The following is a 26869-nucleotide window of genomic DNA, read 5'->3' as shown; positions in this document are numbered from 1 at the left end:
TCTCAGCCGCCACCGACTCCTAGGGTAGGCAGCGGCACACAGCCCGCGCATGGCCCCAACGGACCATTTCCAGCCCCGTACTCTCTGCTACCGGCTCTCTCCCCTACTCCTCGGCGATCTTCCCGGCGTAGATGTCCTCGGGTTTCGGCAGCCGTACGGCGACGGGGACGCCGAAGTCGTACAGCAGGGTGGTGGAGGCCACGGCGATCGTGCCCTGCCGGGCGCCGTTGACGAAGCTGAAGCGGTGGCGGACCTTCCGGATACGGCCCTCGTCGTCGAGGTAGGCGTCGAAGGGCACCCGGGCGGTGGCGAAGCCCCGGGCGGCGGCGCGCAGCGGGGCACGGTTGCCCTCGGAGGCCACGCGGGAGGCGGTGGTGAGGTCGGCGGTGCCGCGGTAGTGCCGGACCCGGGTGCCGTCCACCTCGCTCTCGCCGACGAGCCTCGCCGTACGCGTCCCGCGCAGCACCTCGGCCGCGGCGAAGGGGTCGGTGGCGCCGCCGGTGACCAGATTGCCGTCGGAGAGGGTGCCCGTGTCGACGCGGACCCATTTGTCGGCGGGCACGCCCGCACCCCGGTTCTTCATGAACAAGGCGCCGGGGGAGAGGAGTTCGGTGATCGGGCGGTGCTCGCTGCGGCCGGCGGGGTCGTGCGGGAGCAGCACCTTCAGCCTGCCGAGCTGTCTGCCGAAGTCGTAGACACCGTCGCCGTGGATGGTCACGCGGGTGCCGCCGGTGGCCATCTCCATCTCCGTACGGACCTTGGAGCTGCCCGCGCGGACGAGGGCGGGGGCGGCGCGGCGCAGCAGTTCCACCGGGTCGGAGGGGAGAGCGTCGTCGTCGGGGCCGCCCTGGCAGCCCGTCACACCGGTCGCGCCGACGAGGAGTCCCGCCGCGACGAGTGCCGCGCCCGTTCTGTTGTGCCGCCGCGTCACCATCGCCTGCCAACCCCCTGGCCGGGTCCGAACCGGGTCTCCTGCTCGGTCGGATAACGACAGGTCGAGGCGGTCGTCACGCGGGAGGACGCGGGGCGAGGGGCGGGGGCGCCGGGCGGCTCGCGCCGGCCGGGGGCGGAAGGGATCGCGGTCCCTTGCCCTGGGTAGCGTTGTCGGTGTGGCGCATCAGGACGAGCCGATACCCCCGCAGCAGCACCGCACCCTCACCGTCGAACAGGGCCGGTTCTGTGTGGCGAGATGCAGTTGCGGCTGGCGCGGACCGGCCCGGCGGGCCCGGAGCATGGCCCGGACCGATGCGGAGGGGCACGCGGCGAGCGTGGTGTGAGGGTCCGGGCGTTGGCGCCCTGGGCGTGGCGCAGGGCCGTCAGGAACTCGTCGACGAGTTCCCGGTCGCGGGGCTGGGTGAGGCGGTCGCGGGCGGCGGCCGGGTCCAGCCAGAGGATCCGGTCCACCTCGTCGTTGGGCGTGAAGTGACCGTCGGTCACCTCGGCGGCCCAGTAACTCACCTGCTTGGACCGGCCGTTGACGACGTAGTGGACCGTGGGCAGCCGGGGGCCGGGCGCGCAGCGGTGGCCCGTCTCCTCCTCGACCTCGCGCAGCGCGCCGGTGAGGGCGTCCTCGTCAGGCTTCACCTTCCCCTTGGGATGCGACCAGTCGTCATGGCACCCGTTCTTCCAGCGGTGGAGTCGAGCCCGGAACGGCCCGTTCGAGCAGGTCGGCACTCCGTGATCCGGCTGGTGGCCCCGCCCTCCCCGAGAACGGGCCGATGGCCGGAATCAAGCACCGACACGACCGGCAGAGTGAACAACACACAACTTGCACCTCGTACGGCCTTATATGTGTATGTACTTTTTTGGGCTATTGCTAGCTTTTGACTGGTTGATCACGAATCATCCTCATCGGCAGGCTCCCGCCTCAGCGTCCCCTTCCTTCGGTCGGAGCCGCGGAACCCTGACAGGAGACGCGGCTTCCGGCCCGACCGGAACTCACCGCGGAGGCCGGGATGCCTTTGTGCCGGTGCGGCTGAGCTCAAATGACGACAAGAAAGGCCAGTCTCATGACAGTCGTAGACGCACCGCCTCCGCCGCGAGGCAGACCCCGTATACACCGCCGCCTCAAGGCGCGTCTCGCAGTGGTGCCCGGAGTGGTGCTGCTGGCCATGGCCACTCTGGCCTGGAACACCACCGCGCAGGCGGCAGAACCCCCTGTTCCGCTGGGGACCGCCGAGAGTTACGCGATCCTGGCCGGTTCGACGATCACCAACACCGGCGACTCCGACATCATCGGCGACGTGGGGCTCAGTCCGGGCACCTCCGTGACGGGCTTCCCGCCCGGCGAGATCTTCGGCACCCTGAACATCGCCAACGGGGCGGCTGGTACGGCGAAGTCGGATCTGACCACGGCCTACAACAACGCGGCCGGCCGAACCGGGACCTCCGTCGCGGTCGAACTCGGCGGACGGGTACTGGGGCCCGGCGTCTACTCGAACCCGACGTTGGGAATCACCGGAGAGCTCACGCTCAATGCCCAGGGTGACCCCAACGCCGTCTTCATCTTCCAGACCACAGAGACGCTGATCACCGCTTCGAACAGCAGCGTCAGACTCATCAACGGTGCGCAGGCCTGCAACGTGTTCTGGAAGGTGGGCAGTTCCGCCACTCTCGGGACAGATTCAGACTTCGTGGGCACCATCATGGCCCTGGCATCCATCACGCTGAACACGGGCGCCGACGTCCAGGGCCGAGTACTTGCGCAGAACGCCGCGGTGACGCTGGACAACAACGACATCACGAGGCCGTTCTGCGTGACCGGGCCCGCCGGCCCCAGCGGTCCTCCTGGACCCACGGGACCTGCCGGTCCGAGCGGACCTGCCGGTCCCACCGGGCCTGCCGGTCCCACCGGGCCTGAGGGCCCCGCGGGAGACACCGGTCCCACCGGGCCTCCCGGATCGGTCGGACCCACCGGGCCTGCCGGATCGGTCGGACCCACGGGACCTGCCGGACCGACCGGTCCTGTCGGGCCCACCGGGCCTGTCGGACCTGAGGGCCCCAAGGGAGACACCGGACCTCAAGGTCCTGAAGGCCCTCAAGGTCCTGAAGGACCGCAGGGTCCTGCGGGGCCCGGCGGTGGCCACGGCGACCACGGCGACCACGGGGACGACGGGGACCACGGCGGTCACAAGCAGCACTGCTCCAAGCACGAGGGTCCGCCGCCCTGGGAGGAGCACGGGAAGGACTGGCTGTGGAAGTCCAAGTCCAAGTCCGAGTCCAACGCCAAGTGTGAGGACTGAGCGGGACCACGGCCTCATCCTCTTGAGGAGGCCTGCGAAATGAGCGAGGGGCGCCCTCCCTTGGGGGCGCCCCTCGGCTTTGCGCACGGGCGGCTCACCCCGGCCATCCGAAGCCCGCCCTCTAACGGACTGTTCCTGTCTTGTGCAGCGCTTCGAGGAGCGAGGACACCATGGTTCGGTCCCTCTCGTGCGTGAGCCGATGTGTCGCGGCCTCAGGAGGCAGCCAGAGGAGGTCGGAGACTTCGCTGTTCGGGATGAATGTGCCGCGCGTTGCCTCGGCCGCCCAGTAGCGCACCTGCTTGGGGCGCCCCTGGTGGTCGGTGTAGTGGACGGTCGGGAGTTCCGGGCCGAGAGCGCAGTGCATGCCGGTTTCCTCGAGGACTTCGCGGAGGGCGCCGTCCCGGGCGTCTTCGCCGCGCTTGAGCTTCCCCTTCGGCAGAGACCAGTCCGACCACTTCGGCCGGTGGACCAAGGCCAGCTCGATGCCCCCGCCGGAGGACGACCGGCGCCACAGGGCGCAGCCCGCTGCACGTACCAGTGGTGTGACGTCCATCACTACCTCGATCTCGTCATGCCTCTGACCTGCGGATTCATTCGCCGTGATGAGCGATGCCACGACTCGTCGCACTGGGGCCGGTGGACCAGGCAGATCCGCAGGTCCCCGGCCTCGGGCGAGCGGCGCCACAGGACGCAGCCGGCCGCCCGGATGACGGCGTCACTGTTCTCTCGGTCACGACGTGTTCACCGCTTCCTTCTGCCAGGACTGCTGGAACGTGTACCGGGAGGCCTCCACCTCGTGGCGCTGGTCGGCGTGCAGGACGCCGAGGGCGTAGGCCGTGGCCGGGGCGATACGGGGGGTGCGGGCGGCGGCGGCCGCGGCCGAGGCCGCCTCGGAGGCGTCGCGGTGGCGGTTGAGGGCCTCGCCGGCCGCGAGGAGGCGTACGTCGACGGGGACGGCCTCGGGGTACAGGACCTCCAGGGCGTAGCGGTGGAGGCGGAGCAGGAGCCGTACCTGGTGCCAGGGGGCGTCCTGCGGGTGGGGCGCGGTGTCCGCGGAGAGGCCCTGGATGAGGGCCTCGGCGTTGTACGGGTGGCCGGCGGTGCGCAGGGGCAGGCCGGTGACCGCGTCGCGCAGGCGGTCGTGGGCGGCGGCGGCGAGGGGGCGCAGGTCCGCGGTCGGGGCGGCGGGGGTGAGGGGGACCTCGCTGGCGAGCACGGCGACGTTGTCGGCGACGGCGTGGAAGCGGCTGGAGCCGAGGGCCTGGAGGGCGGCGGAGTGGGCCCGGGTGCGGGCGAGGGTGAGCTGGCGGTCGAGGAGGGCGCCGGCCTTCGCCGCGCCGACGGTCAGGTTGCCGCGGTCCGGGTTCGCCGCGGGGCGGGTGCCGACGGCGGCGGCGGCGGCGGTGGTGGGGCGGGCCGCGGCGGCGGTGGCCGAGCGGCCGCCCGCGGGGCCGGTGGCGGGCAGGCCGCCCGCGGAGCGGCTGGGCATCGCCTGCTGGGCCGGGAACGGGCTCGCTCCCGAGAGGCGGTTGAGGGCGGCCACCAGGCGGTCCAGGCGAGCCGCGTAGGCGTGTTCGCGGCCCAGCGTGCCGGCCAGCCAGGCCAGCTCGGGGCGGAGCGACTCCGACCAGTCCGTGTCGAGGAGCGGGCGGAAGGTGTGCAGCGTGCCGCTGATGCGGCGGGCCGAGCGGCGCAGGGCGAGCGCCGCGTCGGTGGACTCCTCGGCACCCGCCGCCGCGCCCCCACCGGTCTCGCGGTGGGTGCGCAGCGCGCGGAGGAACTCCGTGGCCTGGGCCCGCAGATAGCCGGCGACGGCGTCCGCGGGCACGACCGTGGGTTCCTTGGTGGGGTCAAGGTGTTGCTGTGCCACGCCGGCGCCTCCGGGCGTCAATGAGCATCTCCTGGACGTTGCGCAGGGGCTGGCCGTCCGCGTCGTACGAGTGCCGGGTCCACTCGCCGTCGGGGCCGAGGTGCCAGGAGGAGGTCAGGTCGGACATGCCGGTCTCCAGCAGGCGGTTGAGGGCCGCCCGGTGGCCGGGGTCGGTGATCCGGATCAGAGCCTCGATCCGGCGGTCGAGGTTGCGGTGCATCATGTCGGCGCTGCCGAACCACACCTCGGGCTCGCCGCCGTTGCCGAAGCCGAAGACCCGGGAGTGTTCGAGGAAGCGGCCGAGGACGGAGCGCACCCGGACGTTCTCCGACAGGCCCGGGACGCCGGGCCGGATGGCACATATGCCGCGCACCCACACGTCGACCGGCACACCCGCCTGCGAGGCCCGGTACAGGGCGTCGATGAGGGCCTCGTCCACGATCGAGTTGACCTTGATGCGGACGTAGGCGGGACGTCCGGCACGGTGGTGCTGGACCTCCTTGTTGACGCGGGCGATGAGGCCGTCGCGCAGGGACTTGGGCGCGACGAGCAGACGGCGGTAGGTCTCGCGGCGCGAGTAGCCGGAGAGCCGGTTGAAGAGGTCGGAGAGGTCCGCGCCGACCTGCGGGTCGGACGTGAGCACGCCCAGGTCCTCGTAGAGCCGTGCCGTCTTCGGGTGGTAGTTGCCGGTGCCGACGTGGCTGTAGCGGCGGAGGGTGTCGCCCTCCTGACGGACCACCAGGGACAGCTTGCAGTGGGTCTTCAGACCGACCAGGCCGTAGACGACGTGGCAGCCGGCCTCCTCCAGCTTGCGGGCCCACTTGATGTTGGCGTGTTCGTCGAAGCGCGCCTTGATCTCCACCAGGACGAGGACCTGCTTGCCGGCCTCGGCGGCGTCGATGAGCGCGTTGACTATGGGGGAGTCGCCGGACGTCCGGTACAGGGTCTGCTTGATCGCGAGGACGTCCGGGTCCTCGGCCGCCTGCTCCAGGAACGCCTGCACCGACGTGGAGAAGGAGTCGTAGGGGTGGTGCAGCAGCACGTCCCGGCTGCGCAGGGCGGCGAAGATGTCCGGCGCGGACGCCGACTCGACCTCGGCCAGGTCGCGGTGGACGCCGGCGACGAACTTGCGGTACTTCAGCTCCGGCCGGTCCAGGGAGGCGATGCGGAAGAGGCCGGTGAGGTCCAGGGGCCCGGTCAGCGGGTAGACCTCGGACTCGTTGATCTTCAGCTCGCGCACCAGCAGGTCCAGGACCTCCTGGTTGATGTTCTCCTCGACCTCCAGGCGCACCGGCGGCCCGAAGCGGCGCCGCATCAGCTCCTTCTCCAGGGCCTGGAGGAGGTTCTCGGCGTCGTCCTCCTCGACCTCCAGGTCCTCGTTGCGGGTGACCCGGAAGGCGTGGTGCTCCAGCACCTCCATGCCCGGGAACAGTTCCTCCAGGTGAGCGCCGATCACGTCCTCCAGGGGGACGAACCGGCCCGGGGAGGCCTCCAGGAAGCGGGACAGCAGCGGCGGCACCTTGACCCGGGCGAAGTGCGAGGTGCCGGTCACCGGGTTCTGCACGCGTACGGCCAGGTTCAGGGAGAGGCCCGAGATGTACGGGAAGGGGTGCGCCGGGTCGACGGCCAGCGGCGTCAGGACCGGGAAGATCTGGTGGCGGAAGAGCGTGAAGAGACGGGCCTGCTCCTTCTCCGCCAGCTCGCTCCAGCGGACCAGGTGCACGCCCTCCTCGGCCAGCGCCGGGGCGACGTCCTCGTGGAAGCAGGCGGCGTGCCGGGCCATCAGCTCACGGGAGCGGGCCCAGATCATCTCCAGCACCTCGCGGGGCTGCAGGCCGGAGGCGGAGCGGGTGGCCACGCCGGTGGCGATACGGCGCTTCAGGCCGGCCACGCGGACCATGAAGAACTCGTCGAGGTTGCTGGCGAAGATCGCGAGGAAGTTCGCCCGCTCGAGGAGGGGGGTGTTCGGGTCCTCGGCCAGTTCCAGGACGCGCTCGTTGAAGGCGAGCCAGCTGCGCTCCCGGTCGAGGAAGCGGCCCTGCGGCAGCCTTGCGCCTTCGTGCTCCTCCTCCTCGTATCCGTCGAGGTCGGCGTCGATGTCGGGTTCGAGGTCGGAGACCACGGCCGACACCGTGTGCGGGCGGTGGCCCGTTATGGAGCCTACGGTCGGCTGTGCGTGCTGGACCTGGTCTGCCTGGGCGTTGGACTGGCTCATGGCACCATTCTTCCGCGCCGCGAGCATCACAGGCGCGTCGGACAGGGCCGGTGGGAGTGTGGCGAGGGGCGCGGAGGCGTTCACGGCGTCGTTCTCGGCGATATCGGCGTCGATACGGGCGACGACGTCGACGACACCGGTGGCGTGGTCCGGGGCGACGGGCGCGGTCGCACGGGGGCCGTTCCCCGCGCTCTTCCCGTTGCTTGGGCCGTTGCGTGGGGGAGGCGAGGGCTCGGGCACGACGGGGTTCATTGCGGAAGCGTCGCAAGACCGTCTTAATCGCCGGTTACGGAGACCTTACGTGCGGGATAGCGCGGGGAGGCCCCCCGGTTCCGCGCGGACGTGCGCCGGGCCCCGGCGCACGCCGTTCGGCCGACGCGCGCTGTTCATCTGTCGTACGCCGTCGGCACGCCCCTCCCCCCGTAGGAGGGGCGTGCCTGGTCGGAGTGCCGCCGGTGGCCGTCGCCTTCAGCGGGTGCGGCGGCGCAGCAGCCGGAAAGCGGCGGCGGTGGCGAGGACGGCCACGGTGAGGACGACGCCGGTCGTCATGAGGTGCAGGGGCCAGAAGTGCGAGGCCGGGTGCACCTCGGCGTACAGGTCGGTGAAGCCGTGCCCGCTCATGCACCGGGTGTAGTCGAGGTCGGAATCGGCATCGAAGCAGGTCAGGTCGTTGACGCGGGTGCCGGAGCCGGTGATCGCGCCCAGCTCCACTTGGTCCGCCGTCATCGGCAGCCGGCCGGCGGCGGTGCCGGTGAGGGTCGTGGTGGGCCACAGTTCGTCGTACCGCACGTCGAGCCACGCGCGGAACGCGACCATGAAACCGAAGGCCACGGCCAGCGCGGGCAGCGCCCGCCTGAGGGCGAGGCCCGCCAGGGCGCCGACGGCCAGTGCGCACAGGGCGTACGCCAGGACCGCGGGGCCGCGGTTGACGAAGGGGTCGGTGTAGTACCACTCGTCACCGGGCACGTCCCGGTTGGAGGACCAGGTCCAGCGGTAGATCAGCACCAGGACGGATGTGCCGGCGGTCAGCGCGACGGCGGGCAGCGCGAGCTTGACGGTGAGCCACCGGGCCGGGGTGACGGACTGGGTCCACGCCAGGTGTGCCGTGCCCCGCTCCAGCTCGCGGCCGACCAGCGAGGCTCCCGCCCAGGCGGCCACCGCGTAGGAGGCGTAGGCGATCAGGGTGCCGACCCAGCTCATGCCCTGGGCGTAGCCGAAGGCCGACTCGAAGTCGATGCACCCGTCCTCCAGCTGCCCGCAGGCGGCCCGCTCGGCGCGGATCTCCGCCCCTTTGACGTACCGCAGCCAGAGCATCCATCCGACCATGAGTGCCACGTACGCGCTCCACACCAGCAGTGCCGGGCGGTGCAGGCGCCACACGGTCCGGGTCAGGCCGCCGCGGGCGGTCGTGGTGCCCTCGGCGGGCGCGGTGACGGTTCCGGTGCTCATACGGCTTCTCCCGTGCTACGGCTCAGGAGTCGGAACGCGGCCCGGACCAGCAGGGCGGTGGCCGTGAGGACGATGCCGGTCTCGACGAGCTGGAGGGGCCAGAAGTGGGAGGAGGGGTGGAAGTCGGCGTAGAAGGCGACGGCGTCGGTCCGGTCGCAGGAGTCGCCGGTGCAGCTCAGGTCCGAGACGCGCTCGCCCGTGCCGCTGATGAAGCCGCGGTCGACCAGCTCGCCCGACCGGTCGTGCATCGAGGACGACTTGGAGACGAGGGTCTCGGCCGGCCACAGCCGGTGGCGGTTGGACTGGAGGACGCCCGCGAGGAGGCCCGTGCCCACCAGGCCGGCGCCGAGCGCGGGGAGCGAGCGGCGGAGCAGCAGGCCCGCGAGGACGCCGACCGCCAGCCCCAGCAGGGCGTACGCCGTGGCGAGGGTGCCGTGACCGACGAAGACGGTGGACGCGAACCAGTCCTCCGTGGCCCTCGCCTGCCGGAGCGGCTCCTCCCGCCACCACACCAGGCGGTTCAGCAGGGTCAGCAGGACCGTCCCCGAGACGATCAGGGCGGCCGGGACCGCCAGCTTGGCGGCGAGCCAGCGGGTCGGGGTGACGGACTGGGTCCAGGCCAGGTGTGCCGTGCCGCTCTCCAGCTCACGGGCGATCAGCGCCCCGCCGGCCCAGGCCCCGATCAGGACCGGGGTGACGGTGAGGATGGTGCGGCCCAGGCCGGTCACCAGGTCGTACATGCTGTACGCGGGGCCTTGCGCGCAGTAGTCGGCCGGCGCGCAGCCCCTCCTCACGTGCTCGGCCCAGGCCGCGTCGACGCCGGGGCCCGCGGCCCACAGCAGTCCGCCGCCGACGAGGACCATCAGCAGGCCCCAGAACCACAGCGCCGACCGGTGCACGCGGAGGGTGGCCCGGATCAGGCCGCGGGTGGGGGTGAGGGCAGGGGGCGAGGTCGGGACCGGGCTGTCCGGCTGCCCGGCGTGGGCGGTTCCCACGGTCTCGGTGGTCCTGGTGCTCATACCGCCGCCTCCCGCGCGTCGGCCCCGTCGGCCCCGTCGGTCTCGTCGGCGTGGTCACCGGCGCCCGGGTCGTCGAGCGTGAGGGGCGGCGCCCCGGGCGCCCTCAGGTGGGCGAGAACCAGCTCCTCCAGCGTGGGCTCGGCGCTCTGCAGGCCGGGGCCGATGGGGCCCTGCGGGCGGATGAGGGCGGTGAGCTGACGACCCGTCGTGCGCGACTCGACGACCGTGTGCGGGGCGAGATCGCCGGCCGGGCCGGTGACCAGGGTGTGCGCGGCGAGGATCTCCTCCAGCGGGCCCGCGAGCCGGACGCGCCCCGCGCCCACCAGGAACAAGTGGTCGCAGGAGCCCTCCAGTTCGGCCACCACGTGCGAGGACATGACAACCGTGGTGCCGTGCTCGGCGTTGTCCGCGAGCAGGGTGCCCATCAGCTGGTGCCGGGCGAGGGGGTCGAGGTCGGCCATCGGCTCGTCCATGAGCAGCAGTTCGGGGCGCTTGCCGAGGGCGAGGGCGAGGGCGACCCGGGTGCGCTGGCCGCCGGAGAGGGAGCGGATCTTGGCGACCCGGCTCAGCCCGCCCTCGTCCACCACCCGCCCGGCGACGGCCGCGTCCCAGCGCCGGGGGTTCAGCTCATGGCCCAGCCGCAGGGTCTCGCCGACGGTGAGCTGCGGATACAGGGGCTTGTGCTGGGCGACGTACGCGATGCGCTCGCGGGCCGCGGCCGGGGTCGTGCCCAGCACGCTGATGGCGCCCTCGGTGGGGCGGAGCAGCCCGGCCGCGTGGGCCAGGAGCGTCGACTTGCCCGCGCCGTTCGGTCCGACGAGCGCGCACACCCGTCCCCTCGGCAGCCGCAGCGTGCAGTCGCGCAGTGCCCAGCCCCCCTTCCGCCACCCGAACTTCTTGCCGAGCGCGGCCGCCTCCATCGCGGTCCCCGTCATACGTCGTCCCCCTGATCCTTCTGGTCTCGCCGGTCCTTGGTGAACTGTTCGTCCAGTACGGAGGTGAAGAGGGCCGCCACGTCGTCCCGTTCGAGCCCCGCCTCCCGGGCCCGTACCGCCCAGGTGCCCAGCTCGGCCCGCAGCGGGGAGTCGGCCGGGGCGCTGCCCAGGGACTTCCGTACGAACGTGCCGAGGCCGCGGCGGGCCTCGACCAGACCCTCGCGCTCCAGCTCGCGGTAGGCCTTCAACACCGTGTTCGGGTTGATGGCGGTGGCCTCCACGACCTCGCGGGCCGTGGGGAGCTTGTCGCCGGGCTCCAACAGCCCGAGCCTCAGGGCCTGTTTGGTCTGCTGGACGATCTGCACATAGGTGGCGACACCGCTGCGCCGGTCGATGCGGTACTCGACCACTCGTCAACCACCCTTTCACTAATTGAGTAGTGAAAGGGTGGTGCAAGAAAGGGGGCGGTGTCAACAGCACCGCCCCCAGCCTGTGGAAAACTCCGGATACGTCAGGTTTCGCCGCGATGCCTCAGGTCTCGCCGGATACCTCAGGTCTCGCTGCGGTACATCAGGTCCGTCTCGTACGTCACGAAGCCCAGCCGTTCGTACACGGTCACCGCCGCCTTGTTGTCGGCGTCGACGTAGAGCATCGCGGTGGGCAGGCCCTGGGCGGCGAGGTGGCGCAGGCCGATCGTGGTGAGGGCCTTGCCGAGGCCGCCGCCCTGGGCGCCGGGGCGGACGCCGACGACGTAGACCTCGCCGAGCTGTTCGGCGGCGTGCGCCTTGGTCCAGTGGAAGCCGACCAGTTCGGTGCCGCCCTCGCCGTGGCGCTCGGCGAGGAAGAAGCCCGCCGGGTCGAACCAGGGTTCGGCCTTGCGGTCGTCGAGGTCGCGCTGGGTGAGGGAGCCCTGTTCGGGGTGGTGCGCGAAGGCCTCCGCGTTGGCGGCGAGCCAGGCCGCGTCGTCCTCGCCGGGGACGAAGGTGCGGACGGTGACACCCTCGGGGAGGACCGGATCGGCGGGGTCGAAGTCGGTCAGGGAGCGGCGCATCTGGCGCAGTTCGCGGAAGAGGGTGAGGCCGAGGACCTGGGCGAGGTGGCGGGCGGCGGAGTGGCCGCCGTGCGCCCAGACGCGCAGGCGCTTGCCGGACTCGGCGAGCAGGGCGGAGCCGAGGGCCCGGCCGTGGCCGTGGCCCCGGTGGGAGGGGTGGACGACCAGCTCGGCCGCGGGGGCCTCGACCGGGTCGTTGTCCTCCAGCTGGGCGTAACCGACCAGGTCCTCGCCGACGCTGAGGAGGAGGTGGCGTACGCCCTCCCGGGGGCCGCCGCGGAGTTGGAGGCGGCCCTGCTCGGACACCGCCTGCTGGCCGTCCACCTCGGTGGCCTCGTCCAGCAGGGCGAGGACGGCGTCCTTCTGGGCGGCGGTCAGGTCCGGGCGGGTCTCGATGCTGCGGGCGGCTGAGCCGGTCCGGGCGATGTCGTCGCTGGTCATGGATTCGAGGTTAACCGCGGGGTGGGCCAGGGGGGCGCCCACGAGCGCCGTTGCTTCCCGTTGTCGCGTGGCAGCGGCGTGGCCGCGGCTTGGCCGAGGGGTGGCCGCGGCTTGAATGTGGCTGCCCGCGGCCCGCCACGAAGCCGCGGACGTGGGGATCCGGCGCCCCCATACGTGCCGTTTCGTTCGTACTCCTCCCTGACGGCAACCAGGTCGTAACCATGAACCCCCTGTCGCGCTACGCGCGTTGACCCTACGCTTCGGGCCGACGGGGCCTGTTCTCACGTTTTCCTTACTTCTCACGAATCCAGGGGGGCACATGTCAGCCACACCCCAAGCGCACCGCCGCAGAAGCCGCCGCAACCGGATCCTCGCCGCCGGGGCCGGCCTGGCGACCGTCGGGGCGCTGGCCGCCGCGATCCCGGCGAGCGCCGGTGAGGCGACGTCGCACAAGCCCGGCAAGAGCAAGTCGCGGTACCAGGACGTGCAGCTGCTGTCGTTCAACGACCTGCACGGCAACCTGGAGCCGCCGGCCGGTTCCTCGGGCCGGGTGACCGAGCGGCACGAGGACGGTACGACCACGACGATCAACGCCGGTGGTGTCGAGTACCTGGCCACACACCTGCGCGACGCCCGCAAGACCAACTCGAAGTTCTCGATCACGGCCGCCGCCGGTGACATGGTCGGCGCCTCGCCGCTGATCTCGGGCCTGTTCCACGACGAGCCCACCATCGAGGCGCTGAACGGGCTCGAACTCGATGTGACGAGCGTCGGCAACCACGAGTTCGACGAGGGCCCCAAGGAACTGCGCCGCCTGCAGAAGGGCGGCTGCCACAAGGTCGACGGCTGCTACGTCGACGGCAAGAAGTTCAAGGGCGCCGACTTCCCGTACCTCGCGGCGAACGTCATCGAGGAGAAGACCGGCAAGCCGCTCCTGAAGCCCTACTGGGTGTGGAAGAAGAACGGCGTCAAGATCGGCTTCATCGGTGTGACGCTGGAGGACACCCCCGGTGTCGTCTCCGCCGAGGGCGTCAAGGGCCTCAAGTTCAAGGACGAGGTCGAGACGATCAACAAGTACGCCAAGGAGCTGGAGGGCCAGGGCGTCAAGTCGGTCGTCGCGCTGATCCACGAGGGCGGTCTCCCCGCCTCCCAGTCGTACAACTACGACTGCGACTCGCCCGGCGCCGGCGACGGCATCTCCGGCCCGATCGTCGACATCGCCAAGAACATCACGCCGAAGGTCGACGCCGTCGTCACCGGCCACACGCACGCCGCGTACGCCTGCACGATCAACGACCCGGCGGGCCAGCCGCGCATGGTCACCTCGGCCGCGTCCTTCGGCCGCCTCTACACCGACACGACGCTGACGTACGACCGTCAGACCAACGACATCTCCCGTACGGCCGTGAAGTCCGCGAACCACGTGGTCACCCGGACCGTCGCGAAGGCCGCCGACATGACGGCCCTCATCAGCAGGTGGAACACCCTCGCGGCGCCCATCGGCAACCGCACCATCGGTTACATATCCGGTGATGTGCCCAACGTCGGCACGGAGACGCCGATGGGTGACCTCATCGCCGACGCGCAGTACTGGTACGGCAAGACGCTGGACCCCGAGGTCGACCTCGCGCTGATGAACCCCGGTGGTGTGCGCGCGCCGCTCACCTACGCGGCCAAGGGCACCGAGGGCGACGGCGTGGTCACCTACGCGGAGGGCTTCACCGTCCAGCCGTTCTCCAACACGGTGAACCTCCAGGACTTCACGGGTGCCCAGATCATCCAGGTCCTCAAGGAGCAGGTGAGCGGTTCGAACACCGCCGCGCCGAAGGTGCTGCTGCCGTCGTCCGGTCTGACGTACACGCTCGACCTCACCAAGACCGGCGCCGACCGCGTCGTCGTCGGCACCATCAAGCTCAACGGTGTCGCCATCGACCCGGCCGCCACGTATCGCGTCGCCACCAACAGCTTCCTCGCGGGCGGCGGTGACGGCTACCCGACGCTGGGGCAGGGCACGAACGACCTGGTCGGCGCGGACGACCTGGCCGCCCTGGAGCAGTACCTGCTGGCGAACTCCTCGGCGAGCGCGCCGATCGCCCCGCCGGCGGCCAACCGGATCACGATCATCAGCTAGCCACACCCGCCCCGCGGGCCGCTCGAAAAAAGGTTCCCCGCGCCCTCTTCGGGCGCGGGGAACCTTTTGCGTCACCGACGAGGCGGGCGGGTGGGCGGCAGCCTCACTTGGCGCAGGTCTTCGGGTCCAGCTTCTGCTCCCACTTGTCCTCGCGGCCGTCGGGCTGGCCGTTGGGCAGGAGCTTGTCGGAGATGCCGTCGATGTAGTAGCCGTGCGAGTAGATGGTGCGGTAGGAGCGGTTGCGCCAGGTGTGCACGGTCTTCTCGCCGTTGCCCTTGTTCCAGGAGTAGTCCTCGACGTAGAAGATCGGGTTCACGCGGACGACGCGCTGGTACGGCGACCAGGTGATGGCGATCTGAGTGCACGGCGGGATCGCCTTCTCGCTGCGGCGCTCGAAGCTCGACGACTTCTCCCAGCCCCACTCGTACGTGAAGCTGCCGCCCGCGCTGCCGGAGAAGATGCTCTTGGCGACGGAGAGGCTGATCTCCGCGCCGACGCTCTTCTTCGCGAACGTCTTGGTGCTGTAGCTGCTGACGAACGTCTCCTTGTCGCCCTGCGACCCCCGGTTGCCGATCCAGGGAGAGGTACGGACGGCGGCGCCCGTGATGGACCAGGTCGACGCCTGCGCGTTGCCGCACCAGCCGCGGAAGGTCTCCCAGTCACCGGCGGGCACGAACAGCCCGAAGACGTCCCGCAGGTACTCGTCCTGGGTCTTGAACTCGCCGGTCCGGACGTTGAGGGCGCCGTACACGCCCGTCAGGCTCGTCTTCTGGTTGCAGAGCCGCTCGATCATCGAGTCGGTGTTGCCGGGGTCCACGCCCCGGATGTTCGTGGCGCCGCCGGGCCCGGTGGCCGCCTGCGCGGAGCCGGTGCCGGCCAGGACGCCGGACACGGCCAGCGCGGTGGAGGCGGCGACGAGGGCGCCCCTCTTGAGAGATGCCTTGACCTTGAGTGCGGTTCGCATAGCTGTGCGCTCCTACTGCTGTACGCCGGCGTCGGCGGTCACCGGTTCTGTCGTCTGGGGAACGGAAGAACTCGAAGAACTCACCGGTAGCGAACACGACGGACCTCACAGCGGCGTCAGAGCATTCTCAGAGCCGACTCAGAAACCTGTCACGAACACGTCACGCAAGATCGGCACCGTGACGGGTCGCAGGGCCGTCCTCGCCGATCCGGCGCCCCCTGCTGACCGCGATCCGCAGCACGTCCTCCAACGACTCCGTCGCCCGCGTCAGCGCGAACCGCACCGCCCGTTCCCCGGCCGCCGCGTCCCCCAGTACGGCCCTGCTCCCGGCCAACACCGCCTCGGCCGACCCGAGTTGGGATGTCTCCACGCTGTCGGCGAGAAGGGAGAGCGTCCCTGGGTGCGCGGTGTCCGGGTCCAGATAGCAGGGCTTGCCGTCGGGGGTGGTCCACGGCAGCAGACGCAGTCCGTCCATCATGCGGGGACCTCGATGCGGTGATAGCCGAAGATGTCGTGGCCGTACAACTCCTCCGCGCTGAGCACGTAGGGCCGTACGAGGGTGTCGTAGCGCTCGAAGGGCCAGATGTCGACGGGCTTGTGGGGCGGGGGAGGAAGGGCGGGTTCCGACGGTTCCTCCGCCTCGGGCGGCGGTGGAGGGGGCGCGGCCCGGCGGAGCAGTGCCTCACAGAGCCGTACGACGAGTGCGCGCATGGCGGTGCCCTTCTTTCGTCTCAGGGTTATTTCAGGGCCGGACTGACGAGCGGTGATTACCGTTCGTGTTCCGATCGTCACGGGTGAGACGTACGCTGCGGAAGGGGGTCGGCGTTGTCTGGCGCCCCAGACAACGGTGAGGGGTGACATGAGCGAAGTCGTTGACGGGGAGCGAGAATCAGGGCGTGTCGCGCTCGGGCGGACACTGCTGTTCCTGCGCGAGAAGGCGGGCAAGACGTTGGCCCAGCTCGCGGCGGAGACGTCGTACGACAAGAGCTATCTCTATCGCCTGGAGAAGGGGGAGAGACTCTCCAAGCGAACGGTCATGGAGGACCTGGATACCTATGACGAGTGCGGTGATCTGCTGGTTCGCCTGTGGCGGGACGCGCGCAAGGAGGTCATCAAGGACAAGTACAAGGCGTTCATGGATCTGGAGGCGACGGCTCGGGTCATGTGGATGTTCCAGCTCGCGGTGCCGGGGCTGTTGCAGACGGAGGAGTACGCGCGCACGGTGTTGTCTGGGTTGTCCAGAGCCCAGACAACGGCAGGCAACGCGAGGAGATCGAGGAACAGGTGGCGGCGCGCATGGGACGGCAGGAGTTGCTGTACCGCGAACCGGCGCCCAGTATCCGCGTGATCCTGGATGAGGGGGCTGTGCGGCGTCCGGTTCCTGATGCGCAGGTGTGGGCGGATCAGCTGTCGCGACTGGTCGACGCCGCCGAACTGCCGTCAGTGGCCCTTCAGGTGTTGCCCTACGCGGCGGGTGTGCACGATGTCATGAACAGCCATCTCACGCTGTTGTGGCAGAGAGTGGGCGAGCCCGTTGCCTATGTCGAAGGCAACGGGATCGGAGAGCTGATCGACGATCCGGACAAGGTTCTGTCCTTCCGCTTGTCCTACGATCTCGTCCGGGACGCGGCGCTGACTCCGGAGCAGTCGACGGCGTTCATCAAGCGCCTTTTGGAGGAGTGCAGATCATGAACCGGACCCCCGACCTCACCGCCGTCGCATGGCGCAAGTCGTCCTACAGCGATGGGGGGCAGACGAACTGCCTCGAAGTCACCGACGAAGTACCCGGCATAGTCCCCGTCCGGGACAGCAAGGCCCCGGACCGCCGTCCGCTCCTGTTCTCCGCCGGTGCCTGGTCCGCGTTCGTCAGGGTCGTCGCGGTCGGCTGAGCACCGTCGGGTGAAGGGGGTCTCGGAAGCGGGACGCTCCCGCCGTGGTGTGGCTATGGTGGCTCCATGGCGGAAAGCACGACCATCCAGGTGTCCAAGCAGGCCCGCGATCACCTCGCCCAGGTCGCCAAGGAACGCGGCATGACCCTCGGCCAGCTCATCGAGCGGCTGGCCTCGGAGCAGCCGACGGCGGAGCAGATCGCGGAGCGGGTCGCGGCCACACGCAAGGTGCTCCGTGAGCGCATGGGGTGCACGCTCACGGACGAGGAGTTCGATAGCGGGCCGGACGTCCTGGCCAACATCTACGCGATGGCTGCGGAGAAGATGCACTCCGGCCGCGAGATGACGCGCTCGGACCGGGGGCGCGTCGCGTGATCGTGCTCGACACGGATGCGGCCCTCGCGCTCGCTCGCGGCCACGAGGCCCTGCACCGCGTCGCGGACAACGTCGCGCATACCCCAGGGGACTGGTTGCACATTCCCTCCCTGTGCCTCATGAGGGCAGAGGAGAAGGACGAGGGTGTGGGACGGACACTGCTCGCGCTGCCGGGCATCCAGGTGGACCCACTCGGGCAGACAGCCGCTGTGACGGTGGGCGGGATGGTGCGTGACGGCTGGGGCGGAGCCGATACCTGCCACGCTCTCTACGTCGCCACGCCGCATCTGGAGACGGGCGGCATGTCCATCATCCTGACAGGACGCGAGGACGACTACCCGCCAGGCGTACTGGCCATCGACATCGACTCCCCCGGAATGCTCGGCTTCCACTGACCCCGAGCACCCCGGCCCGCATCCCCGCTCAGGCCCCGACCGGTCCCTCCGGCGGCGGAGTAGCCGCCCCCGGCAGCCGTACCGTCGCCAGCGTGCCGCCGCCGTCCGCGGGGGACAGGGACACCTCGCCGCCCGCCTGCTCGACCGTGCGGGCCACGATGGACAGGCCCAGGCCCGAACCCGGCAGGGCCCGTGCGCTCGGGGAGCGCCAGAAGCGGTCGAAGACGTGAGGGAGTTCGTCGGCGGGGATGCCGGGGCCGTGGTCGCGGACCAGGAGGACACCCTCGTCCAGGGAGACCTCGATCGTGCCGCCCTCGGGGCTGAACTTCACCGCGTTGTCGAGGATGTTGACGATGGCCCGCTCCAGGGCGGACGGCTCGGAGCGGACGTACCAGGGCTGGAGGTCCGCAGTGATCGTCAGCTCGGGGCCGCGCAGACGGGCCCGGCGCAGGGCCGCCTCCACGGTCTCCTGGAAGTCGACCACCTGGAGGTGCCTGCCTCCCTGCTGGCCCGCCTCCGAGCGCGACAGCTCCTGCAGGTCGCCTATCAGTGCGGCCAGTTCGGTCATCTGGGCCGTCACCGAGGCGAGCAGGGCCTTGCGGTCGTCCGCCGGGATGGGGCGGCCCGTCTCCTCGCTGCGGGTGAGGAGTTCGATGTTCGTCCGCAGGGACGTGAGGGGCGTACGGAGTTCGTGGCCGGCGTCGGCGATCAGCTGTCGCTGCAGTTCGCGGGAGCTGGCGAGGGCGCTCGTCATGGAGTTGAAGGAGCGGGAGAGGCGGGCGATCTCGTCCTCGCTCCTGTCCTCCACGGGGATGCGGATGCCCAGGTCCTCGGTCCGCGCCACGTGCTCGACCGCCTCGGTGAGCTTGTCGACCGGGCGCAGACCCGCACGGGCCACGGCCAGACCGGCCGCTCCGGCGCCGACGACTCCGATGCCGGAGACGAGAAGGAGGATCAGGGCGAGGTCGTTGAGGGTGGACTGGGTGCCCTTGAGGGGGAGGGCGGCGAGCAACGCCACATTGGACGGTTTACCGGAGGCCGGGTCGGTATAGATCGCCGGGGCGACCTTGACCCGTACGTCGTTCCCCTCCGAGTCGGTGCTGTTGTGGTAGACCGCCTCGGTGCGGCCCGCAGCCGTGACAACGTCCTTGTCGGTCTCGGTGACCTTGACCGTACCGACGGAGAAACCCATGACACAGGGCGTTCCGTCCTCCATGACCACCTGGAAGTAGGTGTTCCGGCCGAAGGGGTTGTTCTCCTGCGGGGCCTGCGTGCAGTTCTGGATCGCGAATTTGGCCTGCTCTTCGAACGACGGCATGTTCATCGACTTGTCGAGGTCATCGTTCAGCTGCTCGTACAGCTTCCCCTGCACGATGAACCAGCACGTCACCGACACCGCCGCCACCGCGAACGCCACCGCCGCCGCGACCAGCATCGACAGCCGGGTCCGGATCGGCAGGGACCGGTAGCGGCTCAGGAGCTTCCTCACTCCGCGCCGCCCTGCCGCAGGACGTAGCCGACACCCCGCACGGTGTGGACGAGCCTCGGCTCGCCACCCGCCTCGGTCTTGCGTCGCAGGTACATGACGTACACGTCCAGGGAGTTGGAGGACGGCTCGAAGTCGAAGCCCCAGACCGCCTTGAGGATCTGCTCCCGCGTGAGGACCTGGCGCGGGTGCGCCATGAACATCTCCAGCAGCGTGAACTCCGTACGGGTCAGCTCCACCGGCCGCACGCCCCGCGTGACCTCGCGCGTCGACAGATCCATCCGCAGGTCCGCGAAGGTGAGCGCCTCGTCCACCTCGGCGGCGCCGGCCTGGGCGGCGGCGTACGTGCTGCGGCGCAGCAGCGCCCGGACCCGGGCGAAGAGTTCGTCCAGCTCGAACGGCTTGACCAGGTAGTCGTCCGCGCCGGCGTCGAGGCCGGTGACGCGGTCACCGACCGTGTCGCGGGCCGTGAGCATCAGGATCGGGGTCGTGTCACCGGCCCCGCGGATACGGCGTGCGGCGGTCAGCCCGTCCATCCGCGGCATCTGGATGTCGAGGATCACCAGGTCCGGCCGGTACGCGGTCGCCTTCTCCAGCGCGTCCGCGCCGTCGACGGCGACCTCGGTGCCGTAGCCCTCGAAGGCGAGGCTGCGCTTGAGAGCGTCGCGCACCGCCGGCTCGTCGTCGACGATGAGGATGCGCTGGGGTTCGGGGGCGCCTTCGGCGGGGCTCATGGTGGTGTCGTTCCTCGGGTGCGGTGGTGGACAGGGCCGGGGCGCCGTAGGGGTGCTCGTGCGGTGCCGGGTGGGTCGTGGCCGGTGGGCTCGGTGCCGCCCCAGCCTCGCACGTCCCCTGGTCGCGCAGTAGCCCGTGCGGATCAGCCGCGAACGGTACGGCGGTGCGGTCGGGCGACCGGGGTGCGGCGGGCGGTGCCTCGGGCGGCGGACGCCACCTCGGGGGCCCGCGTCACCGGCGCGTGCAGCTCGGCGGCCACCGCGAGGGCGAGGCCCAGCCCGGCCGGGTCGCCGGCGCTCTCCACGTCGTGCGAGATCTTCGTGATCATGTCGAGCTCCTTGGACTGCACGGGACTGCACGGGACTGCACGGGACTGGACGGGTCTTGGAGGGGACGCACGGAGCCGGGCGGGACCGCTCTGGACTGATCGGGAGCGCCGGACCTCAGTCCGAGCCGCCCGCCCGCAACGTGCTCAGGTCGGCCTTGACCGTGTTGACGGGGATCGCGAAGCCGAGGCCCACGCTGCCGGCGCTGGAGGAGGAGGCGTCCGCGGCGGAGTACATGGCGGAGTTGATGCCGATGATGTTGCCGTTCATGTCGATGAGGGCGCCACCGGAGTTGCCCGGGTTCAGCGACGCGTCCGTCTGGAGCGCCTTGTACGTCGTCGTCGACGAACCCGTGTCGCCGTTGAACTGCTGCCCGCCGAACTCGAACGGCCACTGCCCGCCGCCACCGCCCTGCTGTTGCTGCCGGCCCTGGCTCTCGTCCGTCGACACCGTCACGTCGCGGTTCAGGGCGGAGACGATGCCGCTGGTGACCGTGCCGGTCAGGCCCTCGGGGGAGCCGATCGCCACGACCTGGTCGCCGACCTTGACCCCGGCGGAGTCGCCGAGCGTGGCGGTCTTCAGCCCGGAGGCGTCGCGCAGTTTGATGAGGGCGAGGTCCTTCTTGCTGTCGGTGCCCACGACCTCGGCCGTGTAGGTCTTGCCGTCGCTCGTCGACACCTTGATCTGGGAGGCGCCGGCGATGACGTGGTTGTTGGTGACGATCTCGCCGTCACTGGTGATGATCACACCGGAACCGGTGGACTCACCCGCGTTCGAGCCCGCGTTGATCTCCACGATGCTCGGGCTGACCGCCTTGGCGACCCCGGAGACCGTGCCCTTCTGGCTGGTGGGCACCACGTTCGTGCTGGTGGAGCTGGAGGCCACGGTGCCCGTGCCGGTCAGCTCCTGGATGCCGTACGCCGTGCCGCCGCCGATCGCCGCCGCGACGAACGCCACGGCCGCCAGCAGCACGATCGGACCCCGGGCTCGCCTTCCCGACGCGGGCGCCGACCCGGGGGCGCCGGCGGAGGAGACCGGCTCGGTGAGAAGCGCGGTGGGAGCGCCGTACGCGGGTGCCGGTGCTGATGCCGGTGCCGAAGCCGACGCGGGGTCGTACGCCGGCGGAGGCGGCCACTCCGGGTTCACCGGGTTCCCCGGCGCGGAGGCGGGCTGCTGCTGGAGGTACGCGGGCTGCTGCTGGGTCTCGCCCGTGGCGTACCCGGAGTGCTGCTGCTGACCCTGGTAAGGGTTCTCGTACTCGCCGCTGCGGCGGAAGCTCTCGGTCATGACTCAGAGCGTGCCGCCCGACCATGAGACGTTCCTGAGTGCTCCCTGAGAACCCCACCAGAACCTCGTTCGCCCCATATAAAGGCGCCGGGGTCCCGCAGGCATGGAAGACAACGGGTGGCCGAACTGGGCACGGGCCACAACCAGGACAACGCGCTTTTCCAGGCCAAGCCCTACGGCGCCACACGCACGTCGAGCATCCGCACCCGGACCACCCGCGGCCGGACTACTCGCACCCGCACGACCGCCGAGCCACCAGCGTCGACGGAAACAGCTTCACCCGCTCGCGACGGGATCCGGCGACCCGGATTCCGTCGTCGAGCACCAGGTCCACCGCCGCCCGCGCCATCCCCGTACGGTCCGTCGCTATCGTCGTCAGCGGCGGGTCGGTCAGCGCCGCCTCCTTGACGTCGTCGAAACCGGCGACGGCCAGCTCGCTCGGTACCTCGATGCGCAGCTCGCGCGCGGCCCGCAGCACACCGATCGCCTGGTCGTCGGTGGAGCAGAAGATGGCCGGCGGCCGCCCCGGCTCCGCCAGCAGCTTCAGTGCGACCTGGTAGGCGTCGTACCGGTTGTAAGGGGCTTGGAAGAGCCGTCCCTCGGTGGGGATCCCGGCCTCGTCCATCGCACGCCGCCAGCCCTCGACGTGGTCGGAGACGGGGTCGCCGACGAGCGGGGTCTCGGCGATACCGCCCAGACAGGCCACGTACTCGTAGCCGTGCGAGAGGAGGTGCTCGACGGCGAGCTTCGCGCCGCCGATGTCGTCGGTCACCACGGCCACGTCGTCGATCGCCTCGGGCCGCTCGTGCAGCAGCACGACCCTGGCGTCCCACGCCTCTATCTCGGCGGCGGCGTTGTCGTTGAGGGCGTGGCTGACGAGGATCAGCCCCGAGACGCGCATCCCGAGGAACGCCCGCAGATAGTGGACCTCGCGCTCGGCGACGTAGTCGGAGTTCCCGACGAGGACCATCTTGCCGCGCTCGGCCGCCGCCTGTTCGACCGCGTGCGCCATCTCGCCGAAGAACGGCTGGCGCGCGTCCGGGACGATCAGGCCTATCAGCTCGGTGCGCCGCGAAGCCATCGCCTGCGCGACCCGGTCGGGCCGGTACGACAGTTCCTTGATAGCGGCGAGGACACGCTCGCGCGTGGCCGGGGCGACCGGCCGGGGTCCGTTGTTGATGACGTAGCTCACGACGGCGGTCGACGTACCCGCCAGTCTTGCCACGTCATCCCGAGTCACCTTGGCCACGCGCGGAGTCTACGCGGATGGATCGCCGCTGGGCAGGGCGTACGCCGGCGGACCCGGGGGTTACCAGTGCGTACGTCGCCCGGCGGGATCGCCATTACGCCTCGGCCGCGATCTCGACCGCGTCCAGGGGCGCCGTCTCGTCCGCATCCGCCGCCTTTGGGGAGGCCGCCCTGCCCTTGGCCTCGTCGGCGGCGCGCTCCACCTTCTCGGGCGTAACGAATCGATAACCGACGTTCCTGACCGTCCCGATCAGCGACTCGTGCTCGGGGCCGAGCTTGGCGCGCAGCCGCCGTACGTGGACGTCGACCGTCCGCGTACCGCCGAAGTAGTCGTAGCCCCAGACCTCCTGGAGCAGCTGGGCGCGGGTGAAGACGCGGCCCGGGTGCTGCGCGAGGTACTTCAGGAGCTCGAACTCCTTGAAGGTGAGGTCGAGGACGCGGCCCTTGAGCTTGGCGCTGTAGGTCGCCTCGTCCACGGAGAGATCGCCGTTGCGGATCTCCATGGGGGAGTCGTCGTTGACGATCTGCTGCCGGCCCATGGCCAGCCGCAGGCGGGCCTCCACCTCGGCGGGGCCGGCGGTGTCGAGCAGGACGTCGTCGATGCCCCAGTCGGCGGTGACGGCGGCGAGGCCGCCCTCGGTCACGACGAGGATGAGGGGGCAGCCCGGTCCGGTGGAGCGGAGCAGCTGACACAGGCTGCGGACCTGCGGGAGGTCACGGCGGCCGTCGATCAGGATGACGTCGGCGCCGGGGGTGTCGACGAGGGCGGGGCCTTCGGCCGGGGCGACGCGCACGTTGTGCAACAGCAGCCCGAGGGCCGGAAGCACCTCCGTGGAAGGCTGGAGGGCGTTGGTCAGGAGCAGCAGAGAACTCATACGTCTGGTTCCTCCTCGGTCCCTGCGAGGACGTGTGTGGCACTGCGCGTCACCGCGATCTTGCAATGCGGTGTCGCTCAGTGTTCTGCTCTGCGATCCCGGGGCCCGTACACCTGCGGTCATCTGGTGTTTCCCGCTCGTATACAACGCTTCCGAAAGCACAAAAGGACCCGGGGGCGACATTGCCCGAGTCCTCTGTCCAGCAGAATAGCCCACATGAGTCCTGGTCCGGCAGGTGATGTGACGCGATCTTTCGGCATTCCGAACTCTGAGACGGCCGGTCGAAGGACTTCGCGGCCGCCCCGAACCCCTTTGCGCAGGTTTCTGCGCACTGACGACGGGGTGAATATCGAGGCCGTATACGATCCGAAAGCCGTTGTATACAAAGGCTCGGACGACTCCTCGGACGACACCGGAACTCCATCCTCCGGCCATCTGGCCGTCGTCGTCGCCCACGGCTTCACGGGTGACGCCGACCGTCCGCATGTTCGGAGGGTGGTGGCGGCGCTCACGCGGTACGGGTCCGTCGTCACCTTCTCCTTCCGCGGCCACGGACGGTCCGGCGGCCACTCCACGGTCGGCGACCGCGAGGTGCTCGACCTCGCGGCGGCGGTCCGCTGGGCCCGCGACCTCGGGCACGAGCGCGTCGCCACGGTCGGTTTCTCCATGGGCGGCTCGGTCGTCCTGCGCCACGCCGCCCTGCCCGACGGCTCCGAGCGCCCCGGCCGCTCCGGCGGCCCCGACCGCCCCGATCGCCTCGGCGGCCCCGACGCGGTGGTGTCCGTCAGTGCCCCCGCCCGCTGGTACTACCGGGGCACGGCTCCCATGCGCCGCGTCCATTGGCTGATCACCCGCCCCGAGGGCCGCCTGGTCGGCCGCTACGGCTTCCGGACCCGTATCCATCACCGCGACTGGAACCCCGTCCCCCTCTCCCCGGTCCAATCCGTCCCGCTCATCGCCCCGGCCCCGCTCCTGATAGTCCACGGCGACAGCGACGGCTACTTTCCGACCGATCACCCCGAAATGCTGGCGGCAGCGGCGGGCGAGAACGGCGAGTTGTGGCTGGAACGGGGGATGGGACACGCGGAGAACGCGGCGAGCGGGGAATTGCTGGGGCGGATCGGGGAGTGGGTGGTGCACGCATGCCCCCGGTAGCGCGCCCGAGGGGCAGGGGAGGCCGTGCCGCCGAGCGCCCGCTCACCCGCGGTTTCCCCACCGCGCCGACCGCCCCGTAGCCTGATGCCCGTCACGACTAATACAGAGGAACGCAGATGCCAAAGGGCACCGTCCGCTACTGGGCCGCGGCCAAGTCCGCAGCCGGCCTCGCCGAGGAGCCCTACGACGCGGCCACCCTCGCGGACGCCCTGAACGCGGTCCGCGACCGACACCCCGGCGAACTCACCCGCGTCCTGCGGCGTTGCTCGTTCCTCGTCGACGGCGACCCCGTGGGCACCCGCGCCCATGAGACGGTACGTCTGGCCGAGGGCGGCACGGTCGAGGTGCTTCCGCCGTTCGCAGGAGGGTGACCCCCACATCATGAGCAACCAGCCGTACGGGTACGAGGGCCACCAGGGCTACGACGAGTACCAGCAGCCGCCGCAGCAGTACGGGGCCCAGGCGCCGCAGCCCGAGTGGCAGGGCTACGACGAGAGCCAGGCCGCCCACGCCCAGCAGTACACCCAGCAGTGGGAGGGCCAGACCTGGGAGACCCAGATCCAGCCCCAGACCCCGCCGGCCGCCCCCGCCCACCTCACGGAGACGGCGTACCTGCCGCAGACGGACGGCCCGAGCGGGCAGTACGGGCAGCAGGGGCAGCAAGGTCCCTATGACCCGCACGGGCAGCACGCTCCGCAGACATCCCCGCAGACATCCCCGCAGACGACTCAGCCTGCGCAGACCCCGGCGCAGCAGACGCCCGAGCCGGGTTACGGTCCGCCCACCCTCACGGGCAACACGCGGGTCACCGACGCCCAGCGGGCGCGGGCCGAGGGGCGGTCGCCGATCATCGAGCCCGGGATGCAGCCGGCGCTGATCACGGCCGTCCTGGGCCTGCTGCTGGCCGGTGCGGCGGCGATCGGCGAGTACGCCCTCGCCGTGCCGCTGGTGATCCTCCAGGCCGTGACCGCGGCGGGCTGGTTCCGGCTGAACGGCATGTGGCCGGCGCGGCAGGGCATCGTGCTGGCGTTCGCGGGCGCCCTCGCGGCGGACGCGGCGCTGTTCGTGGCCGGGCGGGAGCACGCGCCCGCGGCGATCCTCGGGACGCTCGGTGTCTGGGTGCTGCTCAGCATCGTGCTCGGGCTGCGCAGCCACGCGGATCCGGACGAGCGGATGTACGGGCTGATGGCGATGGTGGCCTCGGCCGCGCTGTCGATCATCGCGACCGGCTATCTGGCTGCCGTGGCGGACGCGGTGACCGTGGGCGGGGTCGCGGTGGCGGTGGCCGTGCTGGCCCGCGCGCTTCCGCTGCCCACGCCGGTCTCGGTGGTCGTGTCCCTGCTGGCGGCGGCCGGCGCGGGTATCGCCGTCGGCGGTGCGACGGATCTCGGTACGTCCGGTGCGTTGCTCGGTGCCGGGGCGGGGCTGTGTGCGCTCATCGGGCACCGGGTGGCCGCGTACGACTATCCCTCGCGTTTCGTCCACTTCACCGCGGGGGTGGCCCTGCCGCTGACGGCCGCGGCCCCGGCGGTGTACCTCCTCGGCCGCGCACTGGGCTGACCCCGCGTCTCGGCTGCGGGCCGGCGGGGGCAGGCCGCGCAGTTCCCCGCGCCCCTGAAAACACCGGGCCCCGCGCCCGCAAGATCCCAGCCCCCGCACCCGTAGAACCCCAGGCCCCGGCCCTGAAAAGCCTGGCTCCCCCAGTCCCCCGCCCGGAAAGCAAGGGGCGCAGCCCCTGTTTTCAGGGGCGCGGGGAACTGCGCGATCGGCCCCCACCGGGG

Annotated in this window: 28 protein-coding genes and 1 pseudogene; 10 read left to right on the top strand and 19 right to left on the bottom strand. The window is 70.9% G+C overall.

Annotated features, from left to right (window positions below; translation table 11 throughout):
* Positions 1 to 103: 103 nt before the first annotated feature.
* Together STRBO_RS0138150 and STRBO_RS45285 are read right to left on the bottom strand one after the other, a co-directional pair.
* A complete protein-coding gene (locus STRBO_RS0138150) occupies positions 104 to 934 on the bottom strand; it encodes an SCO4651 family lipoprotein (protein WP_005476937.1) in 831 nt (276 codons plus the stop codon).
* A gap of 365 nt (positions 935 to 1299) precedes the next feature.
* Positions 1300 to 1674: pseudogene (locus tag STRBO_RS45285) on the bottom strand (NUDIX hydrolase); the annotation flags it as partial.
* Positions 1675 to 2084: 410 nt separating this feature from the next.
* Here STRBO_RS45285 and STRBO_RS45585 point away from each other — a divergent pair.
* Complete coding sequence (locus tag STRBO_RS45585; protein ID WP_005476935.1) at positions 2085 to 3242, top strand: ice-binding family protein; 1158 nt, start codon at positions 2085 to 2087, stop codon at positions 3240 to 3242.
* A 121-nt stretch (positions 3243 to 3363) separates the two neighbouring features.
* Here the strand turns inward: STRBO_RS45585 and STRBO_RS0138135 are convergent, their stop codons facing one another.
* The 8 genes from STRBO_RS0138135 to mshD all read right to left on the bottom strand — a co-directional run bounded on the left by STRBO_RS0138135 (position 3364) and on the right by mshD (position 12222).
* A complete protein-coding gene (locus tag STRBO_RS0138135; RefSeq protein WP_005476934.1) occupies positions 3364 to 3795 on the bottom strand; it encodes an NUDIX hydrolase in 432 nt (143 codons plus the stop codon).
* Positions 3796 to 3972: 177 nt separating this feature from the next.
* Positions 3973 to 5112, bottom strand: coding sequence for a CHAD domain-containing protein (locus STRBO_RS0138130; RefSeq protein WP_028797088.1), 1140 nt, complete (start codon positions 5110 to 5112; stop codon positions 3973 to 3975).
* Entirely contained in the window at positions 5093 to 7327 is a 2235-nt protein-coding gene (locus STRBO_RS0138125; protein WP_028797087.1) for an RNA degradosome polyphosphate kinase, read from the bottom strand. The genes STRBO_RS0138130 and STRBO_RS0138125 overlap by 20 nt, the downstream gene beginning before the upstream one ends.
* Before the next feature lie 468 nt (positions 7328 to 7795).
* Entirely contained in the window at positions 7796 to 8776 is a 981-nt protein-coding gene (locus STRBO_RS0138120; protein WP_005476931.1) for a hypothetical protein, read from the bottom strand.
* Complete coding sequence (locus tag STRBO_RS0138115) at positions 8773 to 9795, bottom strand: ABC transporter (protein ID WP_005476930.1); 1023 nt, start codon at positions 9793 to 9795, stop codon at positions 8773 to 8775. The genes STRBO_RS0138120 and STRBO_RS0138115 overlap by 4 nt, the downstream gene beginning before the upstream one ends.
* The gene (locus STRBO_RS0138110; RefSeq protein ID WP_005476929.1) at positions 9792 to 10730 is read right to left on the bottom strand and encodes an ABC transporter ATP-binding protein; all 939 of its coding nucleotides are present in this window, start codon (positions 10728 to 10730) and stop codon (positions 9792 to 9794) included. The genes STRBO_RS0138115 and STRBO_RS0138110 overlap by 4 nt, the downstream gene beginning before the upstream one ends.
* Positions 10727 to 11140, bottom strand: coding sequence for a GntR family transcriptional regulator (locus STRBO_RS0138105; protein ID WP_005476928.1), 414 nt, complete (start codon positions 11138 to 11140; stop codon positions 10727 to 10729). Before STRBO_RS0138105 ends, STRBO_RS0138110 begins: the two co-directional genes overlap by 4 nt.
* A gap of 140 nt (positions 11141 to 11280) precedes the next feature.
* Positions 11281 to 12222: a mycothiol synthase gene (gene mshD / locus STRBO_RS0138100; RefSeq protein WP_005476927.1), complete on the bottom strand. Its 942-nt coding sequence runs from the start codon at positions 12220 to 12222 to the stop codon at positions 11281 to 11283.
* A 319-nt stretch (positions 12223 to 12541) separates the two neighbouring features.
* On the opposite strand from mshD, the gene STRBO_RS0138095 reads away from it, so the two are divergent.
* Positions 12542 to 14353 (top strand): bifunctional metallophosphatase/5'-nucleotidase, encoded by a 1812-nt coding sequence (locus tag STRBO_RS0138095; RefSeq protein ID WP_005476926.1) that lies wholly within the window; start codon positions 12542 to 12544, stop codon positions 14351 to 14353.
* A gap of 103 nt (positions 14354 to 14456) precedes the next feature.
* Here STRBO_RS0138095 and STRBO_RS0138090 read toward each other — a convergent pair whose 3' ends face one another.
* The 3 genes from STRBO_RS0138090 to STRBO_RS0138080 form a co-directional block, all read right to left on the bottom strand.
* Entirely contained in the window at positions 14457 to 15317 is an 861-nt protein-coding gene (locus STRBO_RS0138090) for a hypothetical protein (protein ID WP_005476925.1), read from the bottom strand.
* A gap of 160 nt (positions 15318 to 15477) precedes the next feature.
* The gene (locus STRBO_RS0138085) at positions 15478 to 15795 is read right to left on the bottom strand and encodes a hypothetical protein (protein ID WP_005476921.1); all 318 of its coding nucleotides are present in this window, start codon (positions 15793 to 15795) and stop codon (positions 15478 to 15480) included.
* Positions 15792 to 16028: a hypothetical protein gene (locus STRBO_RS0138080; RefSeq protein ID WP_005476919.1), complete on the bottom strand. Its 237-nt coding sequence runs from the start codon at positions 16026 to 16028 to the stop codon at positions 15792 to 15794. Before STRBO_RS0138080 ends, STRBO_RS0138085 begins: the two co-directional genes overlap by 4 nt.
* 148 nt (positions 16029 to 16176) lie before the next feature.
* Between STRBO_RS0138080 and STRBO_RS45790 the strand changes: the two genes are divergently transcribed.
* The 5 genes from STRBO_RS45790 to STRBO_RS0138060 all read left to right on the top strand — a co-directional run bounded on the left by STRBO_RS45790 (position 16177) and on the right by STRBO_RS0138060 (position 17976).
* Positions 16177 to 16665 (top strand): helix-turn-helix domain-containing protein, encoded by a 489-nt coding sequence (locus tag STRBO_RS45790; RefSeq protein WP_005476917.1) that lies wholly within the window; start codon positions 16177 to 16179, stop codon positions 16663 to 16665.
* Positions 16662 to 17009 carry a DUF5753 domain-containing protein gene (locus tag STRBO_RS45785; protein ID WP_005476914.1) on the top strand — a complete coding sequence of 116 codons (348 nt, stop codon included), beginning with the start codon at positions 16662 to 16664 and terminating at the stop codon, positions 17007 to 17009. Before STRBO_RS45790 ends, STRBO_RS45785 begins: the two co-directional genes overlap by 4 nt.
* Complete coding sequence (locus tag STRBO_RS0138070) at positions 17006 to 17206, top strand: DUF397 domain-containing protein (RefSeq protein ID WP_020115735.1); 201 nt, start codon at positions 17006 to 17008, stop codon at positions 17204 to 17206. The genes STRBO_RS45785 and STRBO_RS0138070 overlap by 4 nt, the downstream gene beginning before the upstream one ends.
* Before the next feature lie 66 nt (positions 17207 to 17272).
* Complete coding sequence (locus STRBO_RS0138065) at positions 17273 to 17581, top strand: hypothetical protein (protein ID WP_005476908.1); 309 nt, start codon at positions 17273 to 17275, stop codon at positions 17579 to 17581.
* The gene (locus tag STRBO_RS0138060; RefSeq protein ID WP_005476905.1) at positions 17578 to 17976 is read left to right on the top strand and encodes a PIN domain-containing protein; all 399 of its coding nucleotides are present in this window, start codon (positions 17578 to 17580) and stop codon (positions 17974 to 17976) included. Before STRBO_RS0138065 ends, STRBO_RS0138060 begins: the two co-directional genes overlap by 4 nt.
* A gap of 28 nt (positions 17977 to 18004) precedes the next feature.
* Here STRBO_RS0138060 and STRBO_RS0138055 read toward each other — a convergent pair whose 3' ends face one another.
* The 6 genes from STRBO_RS0138055 to STRBO_RS0138030 form a co-directional block, all read right to left on the bottom strand.
* Entirely contained in the window at positions 18005 to 19465 is a 1461-nt protein-coding gene (locus STRBO_RS0138055) for a HAMP domain-containing sensor histidine kinase (protein WP_005476899.1), read from the bottom strand.
* Positions 19462 to 20196: a response regulator transcription factor gene (locus STRBO_RS0138050; protein WP_005476898.1), complete on the bottom strand. Its 735-nt coding sequence runs from the start codon at positions 20194 to 20196 to the stop codon at positions 19462 to 19464. Before STRBO_RS0138050 ends, STRBO_RS0138055 begins: the two co-directional genes overlap by 4 nt.
* A 143-nt stretch (positions 20197 to 20339) precedes the next feature.
* Positions 20340 to 20525, bottom strand: a complete 186-nt coding sequence (locus STRBO_RS0138045) for a hypothetical protein (RefSeq protein ID WP_020115734.1) — start codon at positions 20523 to 20525, stop codon at positions 20340 to 20342.
* 115 nt (positions 20526 to 20640) lie between these two features.
* Positions 20641 to 21810, bottom strand: a complete 1170-nt coding sequence (locus STRBO_RS0138040) for a S1C family serine protease (protein ID WP_005476896.1) — start codon at positions 21808 to 21810, stop codon at positions 20641 to 20643.
* 226 nt (positions 21811 to 22036) lie between these two features.
* Positions 22037 to 23059, bottom strand: a complete 1023-nt coding sequence (locus STRBO_RS0138035) for a LacI family DNA-binding transcriptional regulator (protein WP_005476890.1) — start codon at positions 23057 to 23059, stop codon at positions 22037 to 22039.
* Between the two features lie 94 nt (positions 23060 to 23153).
* Positions 23154 to 23933 carry a winged helix-turn-helix transcriptional regulator gene (locus STRBO_RS0138030; RefSeq protein WP_005476889.1) on the bottom strand — a complete coding sequence of 260 codons (780 nt, stop codon included), beginning with the start codon at positions 23931 to 23933 and terminating at the stop codon, positions 23154 to 23156.
* Positions 23934 to 24149: 216 nt separating this feature from the next.
* Between STRBO_RS0138030 and STRBO_RS0138025 the strand changes: the two genes are divergently transcribed.
* From STRBO_RS0138025 to STRBO_RS0138015, 3 genes are all read left to right on the top strand, one after another.
* Positions 24150 to 25088 (top strand): alpha/beta hydrolase, encoded by a 939-nt coding sequence (locus STRBO_RS0138025; protein WP_037627712.1) that lies wholly within the window; start codon positions 24150 to 24152, stop codon positions 25086 to 25088.
* A 116-nt stretch (positions 25089 to 25204) separates the two neighbouring features.
* Positions 25205 to 25459, top strand: coding sequence for a MoaD/ThiS family protein (locus STRBO_RS0138020; protein ID WP_005476887.1), 255 nt, complete (start codon positions 25205 to 25207; stop codon positions 25457 to 25459).
* 10 nt (positions 25460 to 25469) lie between these two features.
* Entirely contained in the window at positions 25470 to 26648 is a 1179-nt protein-coding gene (locus STRBO_RS0138015) for a hypothetical protein (protein ID WP_005476886.1), read from the top strand.
* Positions 26649 to 26869 lie beyond the last annotated feature (221 nt).

It is taken from the genome of Streptomyces bottropensis ATCC 25435, assembly GCF_000383595.1.
Classification (GTDB): domain Bacteria; phylum Actinomycetota; class Actinomycetes; order Streptomycetales; family Streptomycetaceae; genus Streptomyces; species Streptomyces bottropensis.
This window is presented reverse-complemented; position numbering and strand designations above follow the sequence as displayed.